The 19,062-nt window shown below is 67.9% G+C and carries 15 protein-coding genes; 7 read left to right on the top strand and 8 right to left on the bottom strand.

Translation table 11 applies throughout. The features are described 5' to 3' along the window. Positions 1-73: 73 nt before the first annotated feature. Positions 74-1,207 carry a flavodoxin-dependent (E)-4-hydroxy-3-methylbut-2-enyl-diphosphate synthase gene (gene ispG, locus F3H57_RS09640; RefSeq protein WP_149755691.1) on the top strand — a complete coding sequence of 378 codons (1,134 nt, stop codon included), beginning with the start codon at positions 74-76 and terminating at the stop codon, positions 1,205-1,207. An 80-nt stretch (positions 1,208-1,287) separates the two neighbouring features. On the opposite strand, the gene F3H57_RS09635 is transcribed toward ispG, so the two are convergent. Then, a complete protein-coding gene (locus F3H57_RS09635) occupies positions 1,288-1,818 on the bottom strand; it encodes a hypothetical protein (protein WP_188129657.1) in 531 nt (176 codons plus the stop codon). Beyond that, positions 1,815-2,564 (bottom strand): DsbA family protein, encoded by a 750-nt coding sequence (locus F3H57_RS09630; RefSeq protein WP_149755689.1) that lies wholly within the window; start codon positions 2,562-2,564, stop codon positions 1,815-1,817. Before F3H57_RS09630 ends, F3H57_RS09635 begins: the two co-directional genes overlap by 4 nt. Before the next feature lie 261 nt (positions 2,565-2,825). Here F3H57_RS09630 and F3H57_RS22785 point away from each other — a divergent pair, with 261 nt between their 5' ends. The 4 genes from F3H57_RS22785 (at position 2,826) to prfB (ending at position 8,528) form a co-directional block, all read left to right on the top strand. Further along, complete coding sequence (locus tag F3H57_RS22785; RefSeq protein ID WP_262504504.1) at positions 2,826-2,948, top strand: hypothetical protein; 123 nt, start codon at positions 2,826-2,828, stop codon at positions 2,946-2,948. Between the two features lie 56 nt (positions 2,949-3,004). Then, positions 3,005-4,228 (top strand): N-acetylmuramoyl-L-alanine amidase, encoded by a 1,224-nt coding sequence (locus F3H57_RS09625; protein WP_223163030.1) that lies wholly within the window; start codon positions 3,005-3,007, stop codon positions 4,226-4,228. Positions 4,229-4,307: 79 nt separating this feature from the next. Continuing rightward, entirely contained in the window at positions 4,308-6,860 is a 2,553-nt protein-coding gene (locus F3H57_RS09620) for a penicillin-binding protein 1A (RefSeq protein WP_149755688.1), read from the top strand. Between the two features lie 546 nt (positions 6,861-7,406). Continuing rightward, positions 7,407-8,528: a peptide chain release factor 2 gene (gene prfB, locus F3H57_RS09615; RefSeq protein WP_149755687.1), complete on the top strand. Its 1,122-nt coding sequence runs from the start codon at positions 7,407-7,409 to the stop codon at positions 8,526-8,528. A gap of 10 nt (positions 8,529-8,538) precedes the next feature. Here prfB and F3H57_RS09610 read toward each other — a convergent pair whose 3' ends face one another. The 3 genes from F3H57_RS09610 to F3H57_RS09600 all read right to left on the bottom strand — a co-directional run bounded on the left by F3H57_RS09610 (position 8,539) and on the right by F3H57_RS09600 (position 12,045). Beyond that, the gene (locus F3H57_RS09610) at positions 8,539-9,297 is read right to left on the bottom strand and encodes a helix-turn-helix domain-containing protein (RefSeq protein WP_188129647.1); all 759 of its coding nucleotides are present in this window, start codon (positions 9,295-9,297) and stop codon (positions 8,539-8,541) included. Positions 9,298-9,607: 310 nt separating this feature from the next. Further along, positions 9,608-10,168 (bottom strand): acetolactate synthase small subunit, encoded by a 561-nt coding sequence (ilvN, locus tag F3H57_RS09605; RefSeq protein WP_149755685.1) that lies wholly within the window; start codon positions 10,166-10,168, stop codon positions 9,608-9,610. Positions 10,169-10,290: 122 nt separating this feature from the next. Next, positions 10,291-12,045, bottom strand: coding sequence for an acetolactate synthase 3 large subunit (locus F3H57_RS09600; RefSeq protein ID WP_149755684.1), 1,755 nt, complete (start codon positions 12,043-12,045; stop codon positions 10,291-10,293). Positions 12,046-12,417: 372 nt separating this feature from the next. Between F3H57_RS09600 and F3H57_RS09595 the strand changes: the two genes are divergently transcribed. Continuing rightward, complete coding sequence (locus F3H57_RS09595; RefSeq protein ID WP_149755683.1) at positions 12,418-13,398, top strand: serine hydrolase domain-containing protein; 981 nt, start codon at positions 12,418-12,420, stop codon at positions 13,396-13,398. Positions 13,399-13,520: 122 nt separating this feature from the next. Here F3H57_RS09595 and F3H57_RS09590 read toward each other — a convergent pair whose 3' ends face one another. From F3H57_RS09590 to F3H57_RS09580, 3 genes are all read right to left on the bottom strand, one after another. Further along, positions 13,521-15,551, bottom strand: coding sequence for an ASKHA domain-containing protein (locus F3H57_RS09590; RefSeq protein ID WP_149755682.1), 2,031 nt, complete (start codon positions 15,549-15,551; stop codon positions 13,521-13,523). Between the two features lie 227 nt (positions 15,552-15,778). Beyond that, entirely contained in the window at positions 15,779-16,927 is a 1,149-nt protein-coding gene (locus F3H57_RS09585; protein WP_149755681.1) for a CaiB/BaiF CoA transferase family protein, read from the bottom strand. Between the two features lie 174 nt (positions 16,928-17,101). Further along, positions 17,102-18,073 carry an NAD-dependent epimerase/dehydratase family protein gene (locus F3H57_RS09580; protein ID WP_149755680.1) on the bottom strand — a complete coding sequence of 324 codons (972 nt, stop codon included), beginning with the start codon at positions 18,071-18,073 and terminating at the stop codon, positions 17,102-17,104. A gap of 100 nt (positions 18,074-18,173) precedes the next feature. On the opposite strand from F3H57_RS09580, the gene F3H57_RS09575 reads away from it, so the two are divergent. Further along, positions 18,174-19,055, top strand: coding sequence for a LysR family transcriptional regulator (locus F3H57_RS09575; RefSeq protein WP_149755679.1), 882 nt, complete (start codon positions 18,174-18,176; stop codon positions 19,053-19,055). The last annotated feature ends 7 nt before the right edge of the window (positions 19,056-19,062 follow it).

Below are 19,062 nucleotides of genomic sequence, written 5' to 3'. Positions count from 1 at the left end.
GCGCGCCGTCGTTTAGCTAGCGATGCAGGAACGGGCCCTGATGCGGCCCGCGGCGTCGCTCGACGGAGGATCCATGAGCCTCAACCACGTTCGCCCCTGGCGCAACATCTATCGCCGCACCTCGCGACAGATCATGGTCGGCTCCGTGCCGGTGGGCGGCGACGCCCCCATCTCGGTCCAGACCATGACGAACACCGCGACGACCGACGTTAAGGGCACGATCGAACAGGTGACCCGCGCCGCCGAGGCGGGCGCCGATATCGTGCGCGTGTCCGTCCCGGACGAGGACAGCGCCCGCGCGATGAAGGAGATCTGCAGCGAAAGCCCGGTGCCGATCGTGGCGGATATCCACTTCCACTACCGCCGCGGAATCGAGGCGGCGGAGGCCGGCGCCGCCTGCCTGCGGATCAATCCGGGCAATATCGGCTCCGAAGACCGGGTGCGCGAAGTGATCCAGGCGGCGCGCGACAACGGCTGCTCCATGCGGATCGGCGTGAACGCCGGCAGCCTGGAGCGGCACCTTCTGGAAAAATACCGCGAGCCGTGCCCGGAGGCGATGGTCGAGTCGGGGCTGGAACATATCCGCATCCTGCAAGACAATGATTTCCACGAGTTCAAGATCTCGGTGAAGGCCTCTGACGTGTTCCTCGCCGCGGCGGCCTACCAGGGCATCGCGGAGGCGACGGACGCGCCCATCCACCTCGGCATCACCGAGGCGGGCGGGCTGACCTCCGGCACGATCAAGAGCGCGATTGGCCTCGGCAACCTGCTGTGGATGGGGATTGGCGATACAGTTCGCGTGTCGCTCTCGGCCGATCCGGTGGAGGAGGTGAAGGTCGGATACGAGATCCTGAAATCACTCGGCCTGCGCCATCGCGGCGTGAATATCATTTCCTGTCCGTCCTGCGCGCGCCAGGGCTTTGACGTCATCAAGACGGTCGAGGCGCTGGAAGAACGGCTGGCGCATATCAACACGCCCATGTCGCTGTCGATCATCGGCTGCGTGGTGAACGGCCCCGGCGAGGCGCTGATGACCGATGTCGGCTTCACCGGCGGCGGCGCGGGCCGCGGCATGGTTTACCTTGCGGGCAAGAAGTCGCATTCGATGTCCAACGACGAGATGATCGACCATATCGTCGAACAGGTGGAGAAGAAGGCCGAGGAACTCGACGCCGCCGACGCGACCGCCAAGGAAGCCGCCGAATAGCGACCAGCCCGCGCGCTCCCGGCCGCCTCTTGGCCTCTTCGGGCAGGAATTGCAGGGCGGGCCGGACCCACCCTGTTCATTCACTCGGAGAGATAGCGCTCCAGGACCACGGGTGGAATGTGCCCGCGGATGAGCTTGTCGCGCATGGCGTACGACGGCACCTGATCGAGCGTCAGCCGCGCCATCATCGCGGCATCCTCCGCATCGCCGATGTCGATCACCGTCGCCGCAACGCCGAGCCGGCTGGCGAGCCGGTGCAGCTCCTCCTGCGCTGCCGCGCACTCCTCGCAGGCGGGACCGACGAATAGCGCGATGGCGGGGGGCTTGCCGTCCGCGCCGATCATGGGGCGCTCCTCCCCGAACAACGAGGCGGTCTCGCCTTCGATCCGAGCGAGGTCGGAGGCGATCTCCTCGGAATACATGGTCCGTGCGATGGTGTTCACGAGCGCGGGCGAGGGGCCGACCGCCGGGGCCACGAGTTCGGGCTCTGCGCGGAACAGCTCGCGCAATTCCTCGCCGAGCGCAGCGTGCTCCGACGCCGTGTCGCCCAGACCTTCGGCCGCCGCCCCGGCGGGCAGCAGCGCAATGCAGAGAGCTGCCGCGCGGATCACCCGGCCTCGCGCGCCTCGGCGACGATCTCGCGCATCTGGTCGATCGTCACGTAGCCGCGCACCAGTTCGTCCCCCATCACGAAGGTCGGGGTGCCGTTGATCGCCAGATCCTGCGCCAGCGACCGCACAGACTGCAGCTCTTCGCGGACCGCGTCGCTTTCCATCTCGGCCATGATCGCGTCCGCATCGAGCCCGAGCGTGCCCGCCAGCCGTTCCAGCGCCACCTCGGACGGCTCGCCCGACATGCTCATCAGCGCGTCGTGCACCTGCTTGTAGGCCTCGTCACCGGCCACGTTCCGGGTTGCCACGGCGAAGCGCGACGCGATGACGGAGGCTTCGCCGAGGATCGGGAACTCCTTCAGGATGAAGCGGATGTTGCCGTCGCTCTCGACCAGCTGCTCCACCTCTTCCTTGGCGCGGCGGCAATAGCCGCAGCGGTAGTCCATGAATTCCACCACGGTCACGTCGCCGTCGGGGTTGCCGCCGACCCAGGAATAGCCGTCGTCGAAGATCGCCTCCGAATGCTCCGCCACCAGTTCCGAATCCGCCTGCGCCTGCTGCGCCGCCTGGCGGGATTCGAGCGTCTCGACGGCTTCGAGGATCACCTCGGGGTTCTCCATCAAATAGGATCGCACCTCGGCCCTGAACGCCTCGCGTTCGGCATCGGTCATGTCGGTGATGTCGAAGGCGACGGCCGGCGTCGCGCAAAGCGCCAGGACGGCGGCGGCGCTGCGAATGGGGGTCATGGACGTGGCTCCTCTCACGGCTTCCGGCGCCCGCGCGCCGCGTCATCCGCCAGAGCATAGGGAAGGGCGGGCCGCAAGCTCAACCCGGGGGGCGGGCCGTCGCCGCTTTGTGATGAGGCGCCGCACGCGGGCGGAGCCTTGCCGATGCCGCAAGATCGGTCGTGACGGGCCCGCCGCTTTGACGGATGATTGATGACTCAGAGGCACGCGAAACAAGCGGCCCGGCAGAGGCAGATACGAAAAAGGCAGGAGCTTGAGATCATGGGAAGCATGCTGACGACCGTTTTGCTGGTCGTGGCGCTGGCCACGGCGATGTGGGCGGCCACACCCGCGCGGATCGTGCCCCACGTGGGTGTGACCGGCGGGATCACATCCGAGGGGTGAATCCGCCCCGCATTCGCGGTAGGCTCGGGACAATCACAAGAGGCTCGGGCAGGGCGATGGGCGGTTTACTGAAAGGCATGGCGCTGGCGGCGGCATTTGCGGTCGCGGCTCCTGCTGCGGCGCAGGAGATGGGCGCGCTCGCGCGGCTCGACGCCGAGCGCAGCTTCGTGCGCGACGGCCGGCTGGGGCAGGGCGCGGAGATGCGCCTCGCCCTCAGTCAGGGCGTGCCGTGGCGCATCTTCACGCTCGACGATCCGCCACGATTGGTGATCGACTTCCGGGAAGTGGACTGGGGCCCGGTGGACCCCTCGTCGCTGCTGGCGGGCGAGCAGGTGCAGACGCTGCGCATCGGGGCCTTCCGCGCCGGCTGGTCGCGGCTGGTTGCTGACCTTGCGGGGCCGCTCGAGGTCGCGACCGCCGGGCTGGACGTGTCGGAGGATGGCGGCGGCGCCATGCTGCGAGTGTCGCTTGCGCCGACCGACGCCGCGACCTTCGCCGCCGGTGCGGGTGCGCCGCGGGATCCACGCTTCGACCTGCCCGAACCGGCGGCGACGCCGGTGCTGCCTCCGAAAGACGGGCTCTTGCACGTCGTTCTGGACCCCGGGCATGGCGGCATCGACCCCGGCGCTCAGCACGGCGGTGCGACCGAGGCGGACCTGATGCTGACTTTCGCGCGCGAACTCGAGGAGGTTCTGATGCGCGCGGGCGGCTTCCAGGTGGCGCTGACCCGCCAGGGCGACATCTTCATGTCGCTGGAGGCGCGCGTCGCCGCCGCGCACCGCGCCGGAGCGGAGGTCTTCATCTCTCTCCACGCCGACGCGATCGAGGAGGGCATCGCACGCGGCGCCAGCGTCTACACGCTGGCCCGCGACGCGCAGGACGCGGCCAGTCGCGCGCTGGTGGAACGGCACGAGCGCGGAGAGATCCTCGCCGGGCTCGATCTGTCGGGCGCCGATGACCGCGTCGCGGGCGTCCTGATGGATCTGGCCCGCCAGGATTCCGCCCCGCGCAGCCGCGCCTTGGCCGAGGCGCTTGTCGGCGGTATCCAGGAGCAGGAGGGCGCGGTGCACAAGCGCCCCTTGCGCGAGGCCGGCTTTTCGGTGCTGAAGGCGGCGGACATCCCCTCGGTCCTGATCGAACTGGGGTTCCTGTCCACCGACGAGGAACTGCGCAACATGCAGGATCCGGAGTGGCGCGCCCGCATGGCCCGCGGCATCCGCGACGGGCTTGAGGCGTGGGAGCGCGAGGACACCGCCGAGGCGGGGCTGCGGCGGCGTTAGGTCGCGGACGAAGACGTGTTTTGACTGATTGTGGTGAACCGTTTATCGCGCATTCACCTGTCTCGTGGGAGAAAAAGCCATGTTGCGTTTCGTCATGTCCTTCTTCGGGGCCATCTTCTCGATGGTCACGCTCGGGGTCGGCATGGCTGCGCTGTCGATCGGGGCGGTCTTCTGGATCTACGGCGAGGATCTGCCGAGCCACGAGAGCCTGGCGCAGTACACGCCGCCGACGATCAGCCGGATCTATTCGGTCGAGGGCCGGATCATCGACGAGTTCGCGCAGGAACGGCGTCTCTTCACGCCCGCGCGCGAAATCCCGGACCTGGTCAAGCAGGCTTTCATTTCGGCCGAGGACAAGAATTTCTATCAGCACCAGGGGTACGATGCGCGCGGCATCGTCTCGGCAGCGGTCGACGCGGTGAAGAGCCGGGGGCAGGACATCCGCGGCGCCTCCACCATCACCCAGCAGGTGATGAAGAACTTCCTGCTCGGCGGCGACCGGCGGGCGGAGCGCAAGATCAAGGAGATCATCCTTGCCACCCGGCTGGAAGAGACGCTGTCCAAGGACAAGATCCTTGAGCTGTACCTCAACGAGATCTTCCTGGGGCAGAACTCCTACGGCGTGACGGCGGCGGCGCAGACCTATTTCAACAAGTCCCTGAGCGAGCTGAAGGTGCACGAGGCGGCGTTCCTCGCCGCGCTGCCCAAGGCGCCATCGAACTATCATCCGGTTCGCAACAAGGACCGCGTGACCGCGCGGCGCAACTACGTGCTCGGAGAGATGTTCCAGAACGGCTACATCTCCGAAGACGCCTACCGGGATGCTCTGAACGAGCCGCTGCGCACCGTGCAGAGCGGCGATATCGAGCCGTTCCAGGCCAGCCTGCCGCCGCGCGGCTACTTCACCGACGAGATCCGCCGTCAGCTTTCGGAAGATTTCGGCGAGGCGGAGTTCTTCTCGGGCGGCTTCTCCGTGCGAGCCACGCTCGATCCGGAAATGCAGGTCGAGGCAGAAAGCGCCCTGCGCGAGGCGCTCGAGGATTACGACCGATCCCGAGGGGTCTGGCGCGGCACCGGCAAGAGCATCGGGGCCGCACAGCTGGGCACGGAAGCGGACTGGCGCGCGGCGCTCTCGGCGACGGATGTGCCGCGCGACATCGACCTTGAGGATCCCTGGCACCCGGCGGTGGTGCTCGAAGTCGGCGCAAGCGACGCGCGCATCGGCATCGAGGGTGTCGAAGAAGACGAGGACGGTCACTGGATCCCCGCCGCGGACGTCGACTGGGCCCGCAAGTGGAACCGGGAAACCGAGCGGCTGGAGAGCCGCGCCAGCGTCGCCGGCGACCTGCTGGAGGTCGGCGACGTCGTGCTCGTTCGCAAGATGACATCGGACAGCGACGGCAGCTTCATCCGCTGGACGCTGCGGCAGGTGCCGGTGGTCGAGGGCGCGTTCATGGCGATGGATGTGAACACCGGCCGCGTGCTGGCCATGCAGGGCGGCTTTTCCTACCAGCATTCGGTGTTCAACCGCACGACACAGGCAAAGCGGCAGCCCGGCTCCTCGTTCAAGCCGTTCGTCTACGCGGCGGCGCTCGATTCGGGCTACTCGCCGGCGACCATCGTCGTCGATGCCCCGATCGAGATCGACACCCCTCAGGGCGTGTGGCGGCCGAAGAACTCGTCGAACAAGTATTACGGCCCGACGCCCCTGCGCACCGGGATCGAGCAGTCGCGCAACCTGATGACGATCCGGCTCGCGCAGGAGATCGGCATGTCCACCGTCGCCCGCTACGCCGAGAGGTTCGGCGTCTATGACGATATGGGCCTGCATCTGGCCAATGCGCTCGGGTCCGAGGAATCGACCGTGTTCGACATGGTCGCGGCCTACGCGATGTTCGCCAATGGCGGCGAGAGGGTGGAGCCGACGCTCGTCGACCGAATCCAGGACCGCTATGGCAACACCGTCTACCGCCACGACAAGCGCGAGTGCGTGAACTGCGCCAATCCCAACGTGGCGCCGGGATCGTCTCCGCGCATCGTGTCGAACCTCGAACGCATCATGGACCCGGTCACCGCCTATCAGCTGACCTCCATGATGCGCGGCGTGGTGGAGCGCGGCACTGCCGCGGGCGCGGTCGATCTTGGCGTGCCGACCGCGGGCAAGACCGGCACCACCAACGACGCCAAGGACGTGTGGTTCATCGGCTTCACCTCCAACATCGTGGCCGGCTGCTATATCGGCTACGACCAGCCGCGCACGCTGGGGCGCGGCGCATACGGCTCGTCGATGTGCGGCCCGGTCTTCCAGTCCTTCATGCAAAAGGCGGTGGCAAAATACGGCGGCGGCGAATTCAAGGTCCCCGAGGCCTGTCAGTTCATCAAGATCGACCGCTTCTCGGGCTCGCGGCTCGGGGCAGATGCCTCGGGCTCCAACGTCGTGTCGGAGTGCTTTCGCGCCGGGGAAGAGCCGATCTTCGGCGTCCAGATGGATGGCGGCTGGGCCATGGGCTCGGGCTTCGAGGTGATCCAGCCGGACGGCCGCGCGCGTGAAGTGACTACTTCCACGGGGCGCAAGGCGGTTGTCGGACCGAAGGCGGATTTCGGGACCATGTCTTCGGGCGGGCTCTACTGATTGCCGGTGGGAGCCAGTCGCGCCATTGATGGGGTGGATGGCTGCCGCTCCCGGCATCGCAATGTGCCACATAGGGTGTCGTCATAGACGCATTGAGGGAGCCATCCATGGACCGGATTGCCGCCATCGGCGTCGATCTTGCCAAGAGCGTCTTCCAGATCCACGGGGCCCGGTAAGACGGCACAGTTGCATTGCGCCGGAAGCTGCGGCGCGGCCAGGTTCCGGCGTTTTTGAAATGCTGTCCGCTCCGCCTCGTTGCCTCGAGGCCTGCGCAGGGGCCCATTAACGGGCGCGCGAGCCGATCGCCATGGGCCACGACGTCCGGATCATGCCGGCATCGTACGTGAAGCCGTGTATTAAAGGGGGGTAACACGGACGCGGCCTGTCTCGGCCTCACTCCGCAGCCGCATTCGAGCGACGATGGCGGCGCCCCTCGCGCTCCGCGGAGTATTTGAGACGGTAACAGAAGACGCGGGTCGGTGTCTTGAGGCCGCGGGCGGGACGCGCTATCACGCCCGCCAATCCCATCAGCGTGCAGGACCCATCATGCGAGCCGAGGCCGAAAACACCGCTCTGCGTATCGAGAAATCGCTCGAGTTGCTCGGCCAGCGGCTGAACTGGGACACCGCCGAGCACCGGCTTGAGGAATTCAACGCCCGAGTCGAGGACCCCGACCTCTGGAACGATCCCGCGGCGGCGCAGAAGCTGATGCGGGAGCGACAGATGCTCGTCGATCAGATGGAGACCTACCGCAGCATCGCCCAGGACCTCTCGGACCAGAAGGACCTGATCGAGATGGGCGAGGCTGAGGGCGACGAGGAGATCATATCCGAGGCCGAGGCCGCGCTTAAGGCGCTGGCGGAGACGGCGGCCAAGAAGGAGCTCGAAGCCCTGCTCGACGGCGAGGCCGACGGCAACGACACGTTCCTGGAGATCAACGCCGGCGCCGGCGGCACCGAGGCCTGCGACTGGGCGCAGATGCTGCAGCGCATGTATGTCCGTTGGGCGGAGTCCAAGGGCTACGAGGTCGAGCTGCAATCGGAGGAGCCGGGATCGGAAGCCGGCATCAAGTCCTGCGCCTACAAGATTTCCGGCCCCAACGCCTATGGCTGGTTGAAAACGGAATCGGGGGTGCACCGCCTCGTGCGGATTTCGCCCTTCGGCAAGGGAACGCGCGAGACCTCCTTCGCGTCGGTGTGGGTGTATCCGGTCGTGGACGACAACATCGAGGTTGAGGTGAACCCCGCCGACATCCGTATCGACACGTTCCGCTCCTCGGGGGCCGGCGGCCAGCACGTGAACACGACCGATTCCGCGGTCCGCATCACCCACCATCCGACCGGGATCGTCGTGACCAGTTCCGAGAAATCGCAGCACCAGAACCGCGACATCGCCATGAAGGCCCTGAAATCAAGGCTCTACCAGATGGAGCTGGAGCGGCGCCATGCGGAGATCAACGCCCAGCACGAGCAGAAGGGCGATGCCGGCTGGGGCAACCAGATCCGATCCTACGTGCTGCAACCTTACCAGATGGTGAAGGATCTGCGCACGAACGTCGAGACGTCCGACACCTCCGGCGTGCTGGACGGCGAACTGGATCCCTTCATGGCCGCAACCCTCGCGTTGAAGGTATCCGGCAAGGCCCGCGCCGACGCGCGCGAGGATTGACGCTCGCCGCTCAGAGCCTGGCGCGCACCGCGTTGGGCAGTGCGCTCGCCGGCACGGGGCCGGCGCCGCGCGCTGCGGCATAGACCTCCGGGCTGACGGTGCCGAGATACTGCAACACCGCACGAGCCCCGTGGGCATCGTCGCCGTCCCCGTGTTCCGCGGCGTGGACGTGTCCGGACCAGAGGCCGGTTTCGCCCGGCACCGGTCGCATGTCGGTGTAACTCAGCGCGGTGCTGTTTCGGCGGGAGGTTATGGCGACGAAACCGGCCCAGTGCGCCACCAGCACGCCACGGAACTCGCGCATGGTGCCCGGAAGTTCGCCGGTGCCGCGCGGCTCGAATCCGCGCAGGAAGGCGTGACCGTCCTTGCGGTAGATCCGCACGAGCCCCGAGACCGCGTGGTCCGCGCCCGCCTTGGTGCGAACTGTGCGGTAGATGCCGGTCGGCAGCGACGCCTCGCTCACCTGCCGCTCCGGCGCGCTCAGGAATCCCGCCAGCTCCGAATGGCAGAACGGGCCCCTGGCCGAGGCAAGGATCGCGTCGACAGGCTCCAGAAGGATCCGGGCGTCCACCTTGAAGTGCCGGCAGATGCGCCAAAGCACATCCGGCCTCGGGAAACTCTCCCCGGAGCGATAGCGGTTGAATTGCGTGCGGTTGATGCCGAGTTCGCGGCACAGGGCAGAAATCGACGGTGCCGAACGGGACAGTGTCGTGAGATTCTCGCCCAGCCTCTGTCGAAGCTCCGCCGGGCTGGGTTCCCGCTCGCACATCGTCATATGGTCCTTGCTCCCGCCGACGGCGCCGCGGGTTCTCGCGGATCGTCGAGCGGCCCCGGCCGATAAGCTACAGAATAACGCCGTCTGTTGCCGGATTGGCAAGAATGCGGGGGGTCATTTCCCCGAATAACAATGTTTTGTACAGGTTTCGCGTCGGAAAAACCAGTGTGCGTTGTAACGAGACCTGCGCCGTACCACCGAGCGGGGACACCGCCAAACTGCGCAACGGGCGCCGCTGTCGCGGCGCCGAATCAAGTTCGGATCACGAGGCCCTCCACGTTGTGTGGAACCGCGTCGACTTTGCTCAGCTTCCGCGGGAAAGCGCCGCCACTCCGGTTCGCGCGATCTCGACCAGGCCCAGCGGGCGCATCAGGTCGGCGAAGGCATCGACCTTCTCGGGTGTGCCGGTGATCTGGAAGACGAAACTGTCCAGGGTGGAGTCGACCGCCTGCGCCCGGAAGATATCCGCGAGCCGCAGCGCTTCGACACGCTTGTCGCCGGTCCCCTCGACCCTCAGCAGTGCCAGTTCGCGTTCGACCGACCGGCCTTCGACGGTCAGGTCGTGAACTTCGTGCACCGGTACCATCCGGCCGAGCTGCGCCTTTATCTGTTCGATCACCTGCGGCGTTCCGGTCGTGACGATGGTGATGCGGCTCGTGTGCCCTTCATGGTCGATCTCGGCGACAGTCAGGCTCTCGATATTGTAGCCGCGCCCGGAAAACAGCCCGATGACCCGTGCCAGGACCCCGGCCTCGTTGTCGACCAGCACAGCGAGAGTGTGCGTCTCCAGGTGCTCGGAGAAACTGGGCCGCAGATTGTAGGCCGAATGCTTGGTCGACCCTTTCTTGATGTTCAGCGCGGGCATGTCCTGTCCTTCGTTTCACCGGCGGCGCGCAGACCCGCGCGCCCCTGCTTCGTCTTGATCCAAATATCCTCGGAGGGTCCGGGGGGCAGACAGCCCCCCGGCGTCTCATATGGCAGGGCGCGTTAGACCAGCACCGCGCCGCCTTCCTTGATCGCGTCCTGGGTCGATGCTTCGCCCAGCAGCATCTTGTTGTGCGGCTCGCCCGACGGGATCATCGGGAAGCAGTTCTCGTGCTTCTCCACCAGGCAGTCCAAGATCACCGGCCCGTCATGCGCGATCATCTCCGCGATCGCGTCGTCGAGGTCGGCCGGATCGTCCACCTTGATCCCCTTGGCGCCGAACGCCTCGGCCAGCTTGACGAAATCGGGCAGCGCCTCGGACCAGGAATGCGAATAGCGCTCGCCGTGCAGAAGCTCCTGCCACTGGCGCACCATGCCGAGCCGTTCGTTGTTGAGGATGAACTGCTTGACCGGCAGCCGGTACTGGATCGCGGTGCCCATCTCCTGCATGTTCATCAGCCACGACGCCTCGCCCGCGACGTTGATCACCAGGGCGTCGGGATGGGCGACCTGCACGCCGATGGAGGCCGGGAAGCCGTAGCCCATGGTGCCGAGCCCCCCGGACGTCATCCAGCGGTTGGGATCCTCGAAGCCGAGATATTGCGCCGCCCACATCTGGTGCTGCCCGACCTCGGTGCAGATGTAGCGGTCGCGCCCCTTGGTCAGCGCCTCGAGCCGGGCCATGGCGTGCTGCGGCCGGATCACCTTTTCCGACGGCTTGAAGGACAGGCACTCCGTCTTCTTCCAGTCCTCGATCTCGGCCCACCAGCGCTGCAGGCCCTCGCGGTTGACCTTGCGCCCGCGCGCCTTCCACAGTTCCAGCATCTCGCCGAGAACGTTGCCCACATCGCCGATGATCGGCATGTCGGTATGGACGACCTTGTTGATCGAGGACGGGTCGATGTCGATATGCGCCTTCGCCGAGCGCGGCGAGAATGCGTCGATCCGCCCGGTGATCCGGTCGTCGAAGCGCGCGCCGACATTGATCATCAGGTCGCACCCGTGCATGGCGAGGTTGGCCTCGTAGAGCCCGTGCATCCCGAGCATGCCCAGCCAGTTGCGCCCCGAGGCCGGATAGGCACCAAGCCCCATCAGCGTGGAGGTGATCGGAATGCCGGTCGCATCGACGAGCTCGCGCAGCAGCTGGCTCGCCACCGGGCCCGAATTGATCACGCCGCCGCCGGTGTAGAACACCGGCCGCTCCGCGGTCTCGATCGCCTCCACGAGCCGCGTGATCATCTCCGTGTCGCCCTGGACCTTCGGCTGGTAGCGCGCGGTCTTGGCCTCGGCCTGCGGCTGATACTTCGCGGAGGCGAACTGCACGTCCTTCGGGATGTCGACGAGCACCGGCCCGGGCCGGCCCGCGGTCGCCACGTGGAAGGCCTCGTGGATCGTCGCCGACAGGCTGCCGGTGTCCTTCACCAGCCAGTTGTGCTTCGTGCACGGACGGGTGATTCCGACCGTGTCGGCCTCCTGGAAGCCGTCGGAACCGATCATGAAGGTCGGCACCTGGCCGGTGAGAACGACCATCGGTATGGAATCCATCAGAGCGTCGGTGATCCCGGTGACGGCGTTGGTGGCCCCCGGACCCGAGGTCACCAGGACGACGCCGGGTTTGCCGGTCGACCGCGCGTAGCCCTCGGCCGCGTGCACCGCGCCCTGTTCGTGCCGCACGAGGACGTGGCGGATGTCGCTTTGCTGGAAGATCTCGTCGTAGATCGGAAGCACGGCGCCGCCGGGGTAGCCAAAGACCACCTCCACGCCCTGATCCTTCAGGGCCTGCACCACCATCTTCGCTCCGGTCATCGCCTTGGTCATCTTTCCAGCTCCACGTTCGAGGCGTCTGTCGCGCAAAAAAAAGCCCCCGAGGGTCTATCGGGGGCGCATGGGATCCATATGGGGTCCGTTACCGGCCCATGCGCCATAACCTTACGATAAGTACGATCGTCGCCGACATCGCGTCCTGAGTCCTTTTCCCTGCGCCACGGTTGCTTACGGCGCGGGCTCCGGCGCGTCAACCGCGGAGTCCCGAGAAAAGTGACTGCTGCCCGGCATTTTCTTTCCGTTTGTTTCGCTGAGCCTGTCGCTGTCGACATTTTCGGTAATTGCGCTGGGTGTTCGGCCTGCACACACGCAAAGGTGAGCGCCGCCGCGCTTGGCGGTGGAGGCAGCACCCCCACGTCCCGCCGCATGAGCTGTCCGTTCCGACCCTCCCGCCGCCGCCTGATCGGACTTGGCGCCGCGGCACTCGCCGCGCCGCCTCTCCTCGCGCAGGTCCCTGTCCGGTTCTCCGAAACCGCGCGCGAACTCGACCAGCTTCACAGCCTTGTCGTGCGCCGCGAGGGCGAGGAAGTCTTCGCCGAAGCGTTCGGCGGCCCCGGCCTCGATGCCGTCGCCAACGTCAAGTCGGTTTCGAAAACGCTGCTGGCGCTGCTGACCGGCATCGCCATCGAGCGCGGCGTTCTGGACGGCACCAACGAGCGGGTGATGCCGCTTCTCGGCCGGGGCCCCTTCGACGACGCGCGCGACTCGATCACCGTGGGCGACCTTCTGTCGATGCGCGCCGGCCTCGAAAGCGTCTCGGGCGGCAATTACGGCGCCTGGGTCTCCTCGGGCGATTGGGTCGGCTACGCGCTCGACCAGGGGCTCGCGGCCGAGCCGGGCGGCCGCTTCATCTACTCGACCGGCGGCTGGCATCTCCTCGGCGTTGCGCTGGCGCGCGCGGCCGACCGCCCGCTGCTGGCGCTCGCCCGCGACTGGCTCGGCGATCCGCTGGGCGTCGATTTCGCACCCTGGGTCGCGGACCCGCAGGGAAACTATCTCGGTGGCAACGACATGGGGCTGAGCCCGCGCGGCCTCGCACGGATCGGCCAGGCCGTGCTGAACGGCGGCCGCCACGATGGCGCGCAGGTCATCCCCGAAGACTGGATCGCCCGCTCCTGGGAGCCCAATGCCCGCTCGCCTTTCTCCAACGACCGTTACGGCTACGGCTGGTTCCTGACCAGCCTTTCGGGCACGCCGGTGCGCTACGGCCGCGGCTATGGCGGTCAGATCCTCGCCGTCGCGCCGGAGCGCGACACTGTGATCGCCATCACCTCGGACCCCACGCGTCCCGCACGCTCTGGCGGCTATTTCGGTGACCTCAAGGCGCTGATGACCGACATCCTCTGACCGTCAGCTGCGTGTCCGACATACGGACCGGCGTCCGTGGTTTTCATCTGCCCTCAAATATCCCGGGGAGCGCGAGGGGCTGGCCCCTCGCTCCCGTCCGCTGAACCGGCGAGCCCCCTGGATCAGCCGCGCCGCCGCCGCCGCTCTCGCCCGCCGCTCGCGCCGAACTGCACCTCCGGCAGAACGACCACCCTGCGCAACTCCGGAAACGGCGCGCTGTCATGCGGGATGGCGTTCGCGGCCACGAAATGCTCCTGGAAGCGCGGCTCGATTGCCGTCTCGACCTTGGTGATGGCGCCGACCAGTTCTTCGATCTCCCTCCGCGCGTCGATGTTGCACAGGGCGATCCGCGCGCCGGTGCCGGCCGCGTTGCCCGCGCTCGTCACCTTGTCCGGCGGCACATCGGGGATCATCCCCAGCACCATTGCGTGCAGAGGCGAGATATGCGCGCCGAACGCGCCGGCCAGCACAACCCGGTCGACCCGGTCGATCTCCATCTCGTCCATCAGAAGTCGCGCCCCGGCATAAAGCGCCGATTTCGCCAGCTGGATCGCCCGCACGTCGCCCTGCGTGACAGTGACCAGCGGGCCGCCGGCCGCGCGCCCGTCATGCAGCACGTAGCTCCAGGTCCGCCCGTCCGCGATCACCCGGTCCGAGCCGGTCGCCTGCGGCGATCCGATCAGCCCGCTCCGGTCCATCAGCCCGGCGAGGCGCAGCTCCGCCACCGCCTCGATGATGCCCGACCCGCAGATGCCGGTGATGCCGGCCGCGCGGGTCGCCTCCTCGAAGCCCGGGTCGTCCGACCAGAGCTCGCAGCCGATCACCCGGATCCGTGGCGCCTTGGTCGCGGGATCTATCCGCACCGCCTCGATCGCCCCGGGCGCCGCACGCTGCCCCGAGGAGATCTGCGCTCCCTCGAAGGCCGGCCCGGTGGGCGACGAGCAGGCCAGAACGCGCGTGCCGTCGCCCAGCAGCAGCTCGGCATTGGTTCCGACGTCGACGATCAGCGTCCGCTCCTCGGCGCGGTCGGGACGCTCCGACAGCGCCACGGCAGCGGCGTCCGCGCCGACATGGCCGGCGATGCAGGGCAGCACGTAGATCCGGGCGGAGGCGGGCAGGGAGCTCAGCCCCAGCGCGCCGGCGTCCATCGACAGGCTTCCCGAGGTCGCCAGCGCAAAGGGTGCCTGCCCGAGTTCCACCGGATCGAGACCCAGGAGCAGGTGATGCATCACCGGGTTGCACACGAAGACCGCCTCGAGGATCGCCTCCGTCGCAACGTCTGCATCCGAAGCGATCTGCCGTGTCAGCGTCGTCAGCGCCTGGCGCACCGCTGCGGTCATCTCCGCGGCCCCGTCGGGGTTCATCATGGCATAGGACACCCGGCTCATCAGGTCCTCGCCGAAACGGATCTGCGGGTTCATGATCCCGGCCGAGGCGAGCACCGCCCCGGTCGAAAGGTCCGTCAGATGCGCCGCGATGGTGGTCGATCCCACATCAACCGCGAGGCCGAAAAGGCCGCCCTCGTGCAGGCCCGGCCACAGGCCGGTCAGCCGCCACCCCGTATCCCTGTGCGACTTGTGCAGCGCGCAGGTGACGTTCCAGGCGCCCTGCCTCAGGACCGGCTGCAAGCGCGCCAGCATGGTCAGGTCCGCCGACAGTCCCTCGACGCCCCATTCGTCGGCCAGAGCCCGCGCCAGCCGCTCGAAATCCCCGGCGGGCTCGTGCATGTCGGGCTCGGGCACCTCGACATACATCAACCGCGTCGCGGGGTTCATGGCGATCTCGCGCCGGTCGACATCCTTGCGCACGACCTGCCGATGCACCTGGCTTTCGGGCGGCACGTCGATCACCGCATCGCCGAGCACCTTGGCCTGACAGCCGAGCCGTCGCCCGGCCGCGAGGCCGCGCTTCCGGTCGTAACGCGCCTCCACCGCGTTCCAATCCGACAGCGCGTCCGGAACGGCGGTGATCCCGTGCTTGGCAAAGCTGCCGAAGGCCGGTGCCACCTGGCACTTGGAGCAGATCCCGCGCCCGCCGCAGACCGAATCGAGGTCCACCCCGAGCCTCCGTGCGGCATCCAGAACGCTCGTCCCCGCAGGCACGCGGCCGCGTCGTCCGGACGGGGTGAAAACGACAAGGGGATCCTGGTTCATGACTGGCACCCGTTGAGACCTGACGGTCTGATGGCACGCTGCCCGTTTCCGCATCCTTTCCGCCGCGACGTTTCGCCCGTCAAAACAGACATCGCGCTTCTTTGGGCCGGAAATACTCCCGGGGGCGTGGGGGCGGCGCCCCCAATCCGGGGGGGTGGGGGTTCACCCCCAAACTTGGTGGGCGCGCGGAAGCGCGCGCCGCCGGATCGGAAACGTCCGACCCGTCCTCAGGACCCGTCGAGCCAGCGCAGGATCTCGCCGCGATTGCCGTCGAGGTCGGGGGCCGGTGCGCGCGCGGTGCGGTCCTCGGCATCGGACATCTTGATCGGGTTGCCCGCCGCCTTGAACGCCTGCCGCCCGTTGCGGTCGAGCACGTCGACGACCATGTTGCGCGCGACGATCTGGGGGTCTTTCATCACCTCGTCGACCGACTGGATCGGTCCGGCCGGGATTCCCGCAGCGGTGAGCTTCGCGATCCAGTGCGCGCGCGTGGCATCGAGCGTCACCGCCTCGATCAGCCGCTTGAGCAGCCGCGCGTTCCCGCACCGCGCGGCATTGGTGGCGAAACGTTCGTCGTCGGCGATCGGCAGGCTCAGTGCCACGCACAGCTTCTCGAACAACGTGTCGTTTCCGGCGGCGATCACGAACAGCCCGTCGGAGGCGTTAAAGGTCTCGTGCGGCGCGATGGACGGGTGCCGCCCCCCGGTGCCGCTCGGGGGTTTGCCGATCGCGCTGGCAACCGCGACGGCGTGTTCGAGGAGAGCGAACTGGCTGTCGAGCATGGAGATGTCGATCTTGCGCCCGATCCCGGTCCTGGCCCGGTCCACCAGCGCGGCCAGCACCCCTTGGGTGAGGTACATGCCCGCCGCGATGTCGCCGATGGAGGCGCCGACGCGCATCGGCTCGCCTCCCGGCTCGCCGGTGATCGACATGACGCCGCCGCGCGCCTGCGCGACCATGTCGTAGGAGGGGCGCCGGGCGTCCGGGCCGGTATGGCCGAACCCCGACACCGCGCCGTAGATCAGCTTCGGATCGCGCGCGTGCAGCACCTCCCAGCCGTAGCCGAGCCGTTCCATTACGCCGGGGCGGTAGCTCTCCAGGATCACGTCGGACCGGTCCAACAGCCGTTCGAAGGTCGCCCGATCGGCGTCGGCCTTCAGGTCCAGCGCGATCGACGCCTTCCCATGATTGATCGCCGCGAAATAGGCGCTGCGGCCGTGCTTGAACGGCGGGAAGCCGCGCGTGTCGTCCCCTGTTCCGGGCCGTTCGACCTTGATCACCCGTGCGCCCAGGTCGGCCAACGTCATCGACGCGAAGGGTCCGGCGAGGACATGGGTGAGGTCGAGCACGACGAGACCGGCCAGCGGCAGGGACATTGGGACGCTCCAGGGATCGAGTGTCGGTCCCCTCCAGATCAACGCGCATCCAGGCGACCTTGCAAGCCGCAATTCTGCAACGCGGCGTCAAGCTGCCGCCTTGCGGCCGCGTCACTTCCCGCCCGATCCTGCGCCGGCAATGCCCCGCGGCAGGACGGGCAGCGGGGAAAGCCCTCAAGCCGGACGCGGCAGGGCCGGCGCCCGAGGTCCCGGCAGACAGCCGAGCGACGCCAGGGTCGCGCGGAGCGCCGCTTCGAGCTCCGTCCTCGGCTCGGGACCGATCAGCATCTCAAGCCGGCTGTTGTCCAGCCGAACGGGATGGCGCCAGAAAGGCGCGATGTCCGCCGCCTCCCGCGGGAAGCGCGCGACCGGCGCCAGCGCGTGCATCAGCCACCAGGGAAAGCGATCCACGGTGAGCGGGCGTCCGGTCACGGTCTCCAGCCCGTCGATCAGTCGCCGGCCGGTGGCGTCATACAGGCCCTCGAATTGAAGCCGCTCGAAAGGGCGCAGGCCGGGCGCGTCGAGAAGGCGGGCCGCCGCCTCCGCCAGGTCGGGCAGGTAGGCCCAGCTGTGACCGGGTCCGCGGGCAGGGTTGACCACCCTGCGCAACGGCCGGCCGGGCCGGACCATTGCCTGAGAGAACCAGGAACTGCGGGCATCGCTGCCGAAGAAGTCGCCTGCGCGCAATATGATCGATGGCACGCCCGGCGCCCCCGCTGCGAGCATCGCTTCCATCTGCGCGCGGATGGCGCCCTTGCGCGAGGCGGGACGCTGCGGCGTCGTCTCGTCGATGACCCGACAGCGCTCGGGATCATAATTGTAGATCGTGCCCGGCAGAAGGATGCGCGCGCCGGTCACCCGTGCGGCGTGCAGGCTGTTTTCCATCATTGGCAGGACGAGCCGGTCCCAATCTCGATAGCCCGGCGGGTTGACGGCGTGCACGATCGCCGAGGTCCCGGACGCTGCGCGCAGCACGTCGCCGCGCCGCATCGCATCGCCGCGAACCCAACTGAGCCCTGCGGGCCCGGTTTCGGGCAAGACGCGGGCCATACCGCGTACCTGCCAGCCATGACGCAGCAGCGCCCCGGCAATGGCGCGGCCGATGCCGCCGGTGGCACCTAGGACGAGCGCCGTTCTGTCATTCATCGGACTTTCCTTTCCCGAAGCGTGGTGGGTGACACCGTGTTAAGCGCGATCGGGTTGAAAGATAATTGCAATACAGTGATTATCCGTTAGAAAGAATTTTATGAGCGAACGGGTCTCTTGGGACGATCAGCGCCTCTTTCTCGCGGTTCTGGACAGCGGTAGTCTGTCGGGCGCGGCGCGGCGGCTGGGCCTGTCGCATCCAACGGTGCGCACGCGGCTCGAGGCACTGGAGGCGGCGCTCGGCACGGTGTTGTTCACACGTTCGGCATCCGGCCTCGTACCGACCGATACCGCGCTTGCATTGCGCGATGCGGCGCGGCGCATGGCGCTGGCCTCCGATGAATTCCGGCGCCTCGCCTCCGCGCCACCGGGCGCGGCGGCTGGCCGCGTGCGGCTCAGCGTGCCCGAATTCATGGGGGTCGAGGTGGTCCCGCCTATGCTATCGCCGCTGCGACGGACGCATCCCCGCCTGTCGGTGGAACTGTCGCTCTCGAACGAGCGCGCCGACCTCTTGGCGCACGAGGTCGACCTTGCAGTGCGGACGGTGGCGCCGACGCAGGCGGCTCTGGTGGCGCGCAAGGTCGCCGAGATCCCGCTCGGCTTGTTCGCGGCGCGCGGCTACATCGCGCGGCGCGGCCGCCCGGCGACGCGCGCGGCCCTGGCCGATCACGACCTGATCGGCCCCGATCGCAACGTCACCGATCTGCGCATGGCCGCGGCGTTCGCGCCGGAATTCACACCGGCGCGCTTCGCGTTGCGAACCGACAGCCATCCGGCGCAGCTTGCCGCCGCGCGCGCCGGTCTCGGCATCGCCGCGACGCAGGTGCCGGTGGGCGAGAGCGACCCGGATCTCGTGCGCGTGCTGCCGGATCTGACAGTCGCGCGGCTCGGGGTCTGGATCGTCACGCACGAAGACCTGCGCGACGCGCCGCGCGTGCGCGCGGTCTTCGACGCGCTGGTCGGAGGCTTTGCCGCGGCCTGACCGCGGC

Source organism: Roseivivax sediminis (assembly GCF_900112685.1).
Classification (GTDB): Bacteria; Pseudomonadota; Alphaproteobacteria; order Rhodobacterales; family Rhodobacteraceae; genus Roseivivax; species Roseivivax sediminis.
This window is presented reverse-complemented; position numbering and strand designations above follow the sequence as displayed.

What these genes read in the sequence shown, in the direction of transcription:
- ispG (WP_149755691.1), top strand. Translation starts at nt 74, where the DNA reads ATGAGCCTCAACCACGTTCGCCCCTGGCGCAACATCTATCGCCGCACC.
- F3H57_RS09630 (WP_149755689.1), bottom strand. Translation starts at nt 2,564, where the DNA reads ATGACCCCCATTCGCAGCGCCGCCGCCGTCCTGGCGCTTTGCGCGACG.
- F3H57_RS22785 (WP_262504504.1), top strand. Translation starts at nt 2,826, where the DNA reads ATGGGAAGCATGCTGACGACCGTTTTGCTGGTCGTGGCGCTGGCCACG.
- F3H57_RS09625 (WP_223163030.1), top strand. Translation starts at nt 3,005, where the DNA reads ATGGGCGGTTTACTGAAAGGCATGGCGCTGGCGGCGGCATTTGCGGTC.
- F3H57_RS09620 (WP_149755688.1), top strand. Translation starts at nt 4,308, where the DNA reads ATGTTGCGTTTCGTCATGTCCTTCTTCGGGGCCATCTTCTCGATGGTC.
- prfB (WP_149755687.1), top strand. Translation starts at nt 7,407, where the DNA reads ATGCGAGCCGAGGCCGAAAACACCGCTCTGCGTATCGAGAAATCGCTC.
- F3H57_RS09610 (WP_188129647.1), bottom strand. Translation starts at nt 9,297, where the DNA reads ATGTGCGAGCGGGAACCCAGCCCGGCGGAGCTTCGACAGAGGCTGGGC.
- ilvN (WP_149755685.1), bottom strand. Translation starts at nt 10,168, where the DNA reads ATGCCCGCGCTGAACATCAAGAAAGGGTCGACCAAGCATTCGGCCTAC.
- F3H57_RS09600 (WP_149755684.1), bottom strand. Translation starts at nt 12,045, where the DNA reads ATGACCAAGGCGATGACCGGAGCGAAGATGGTGGTGCAGGCCCTGAAG.
- F3H57_RS09595 (WP_149755683.1), top strand. Translation starts at nt 12,418, where the DNA reads ATGAGCTGTCCGTTCCGACCCTCCCGCCGCCGCCTGATCGGACTTGGC.
- F3H57_RS09590 (WP_149755682.1), bottom strand. Translation starts at nt 15,551, where the DNA reads ATGAACCAGGATCCCCTTGTCGTTTTCACCCCGTCCGGACGACGCGGC.
- F3H57_RS09585 (WP_149755681.1), bottom strand. Translation starts at nt 16,927, where the DNA reads ATGTCCCTGCCGCTGGCCGGTCTCGTCGTGCTCGACCTCACCCATGTC.
- F3H57_RS09580 (WP_149755680.1), bottom strand. Translation starts at nt 18,073, where the DNA reads ATGAATGACAGAACGGCGCTCGTCCTAGGTGCCACCGGCGGCATCGGC.
- F3H57_RS09575 (WP_149755679.1), top strand. Translation starts at nt 18,174, where the DNA reads ATGAGCGAACGGGTCTCTTGGGACGATCAGCGCCTCTTTCTCGCGGTT.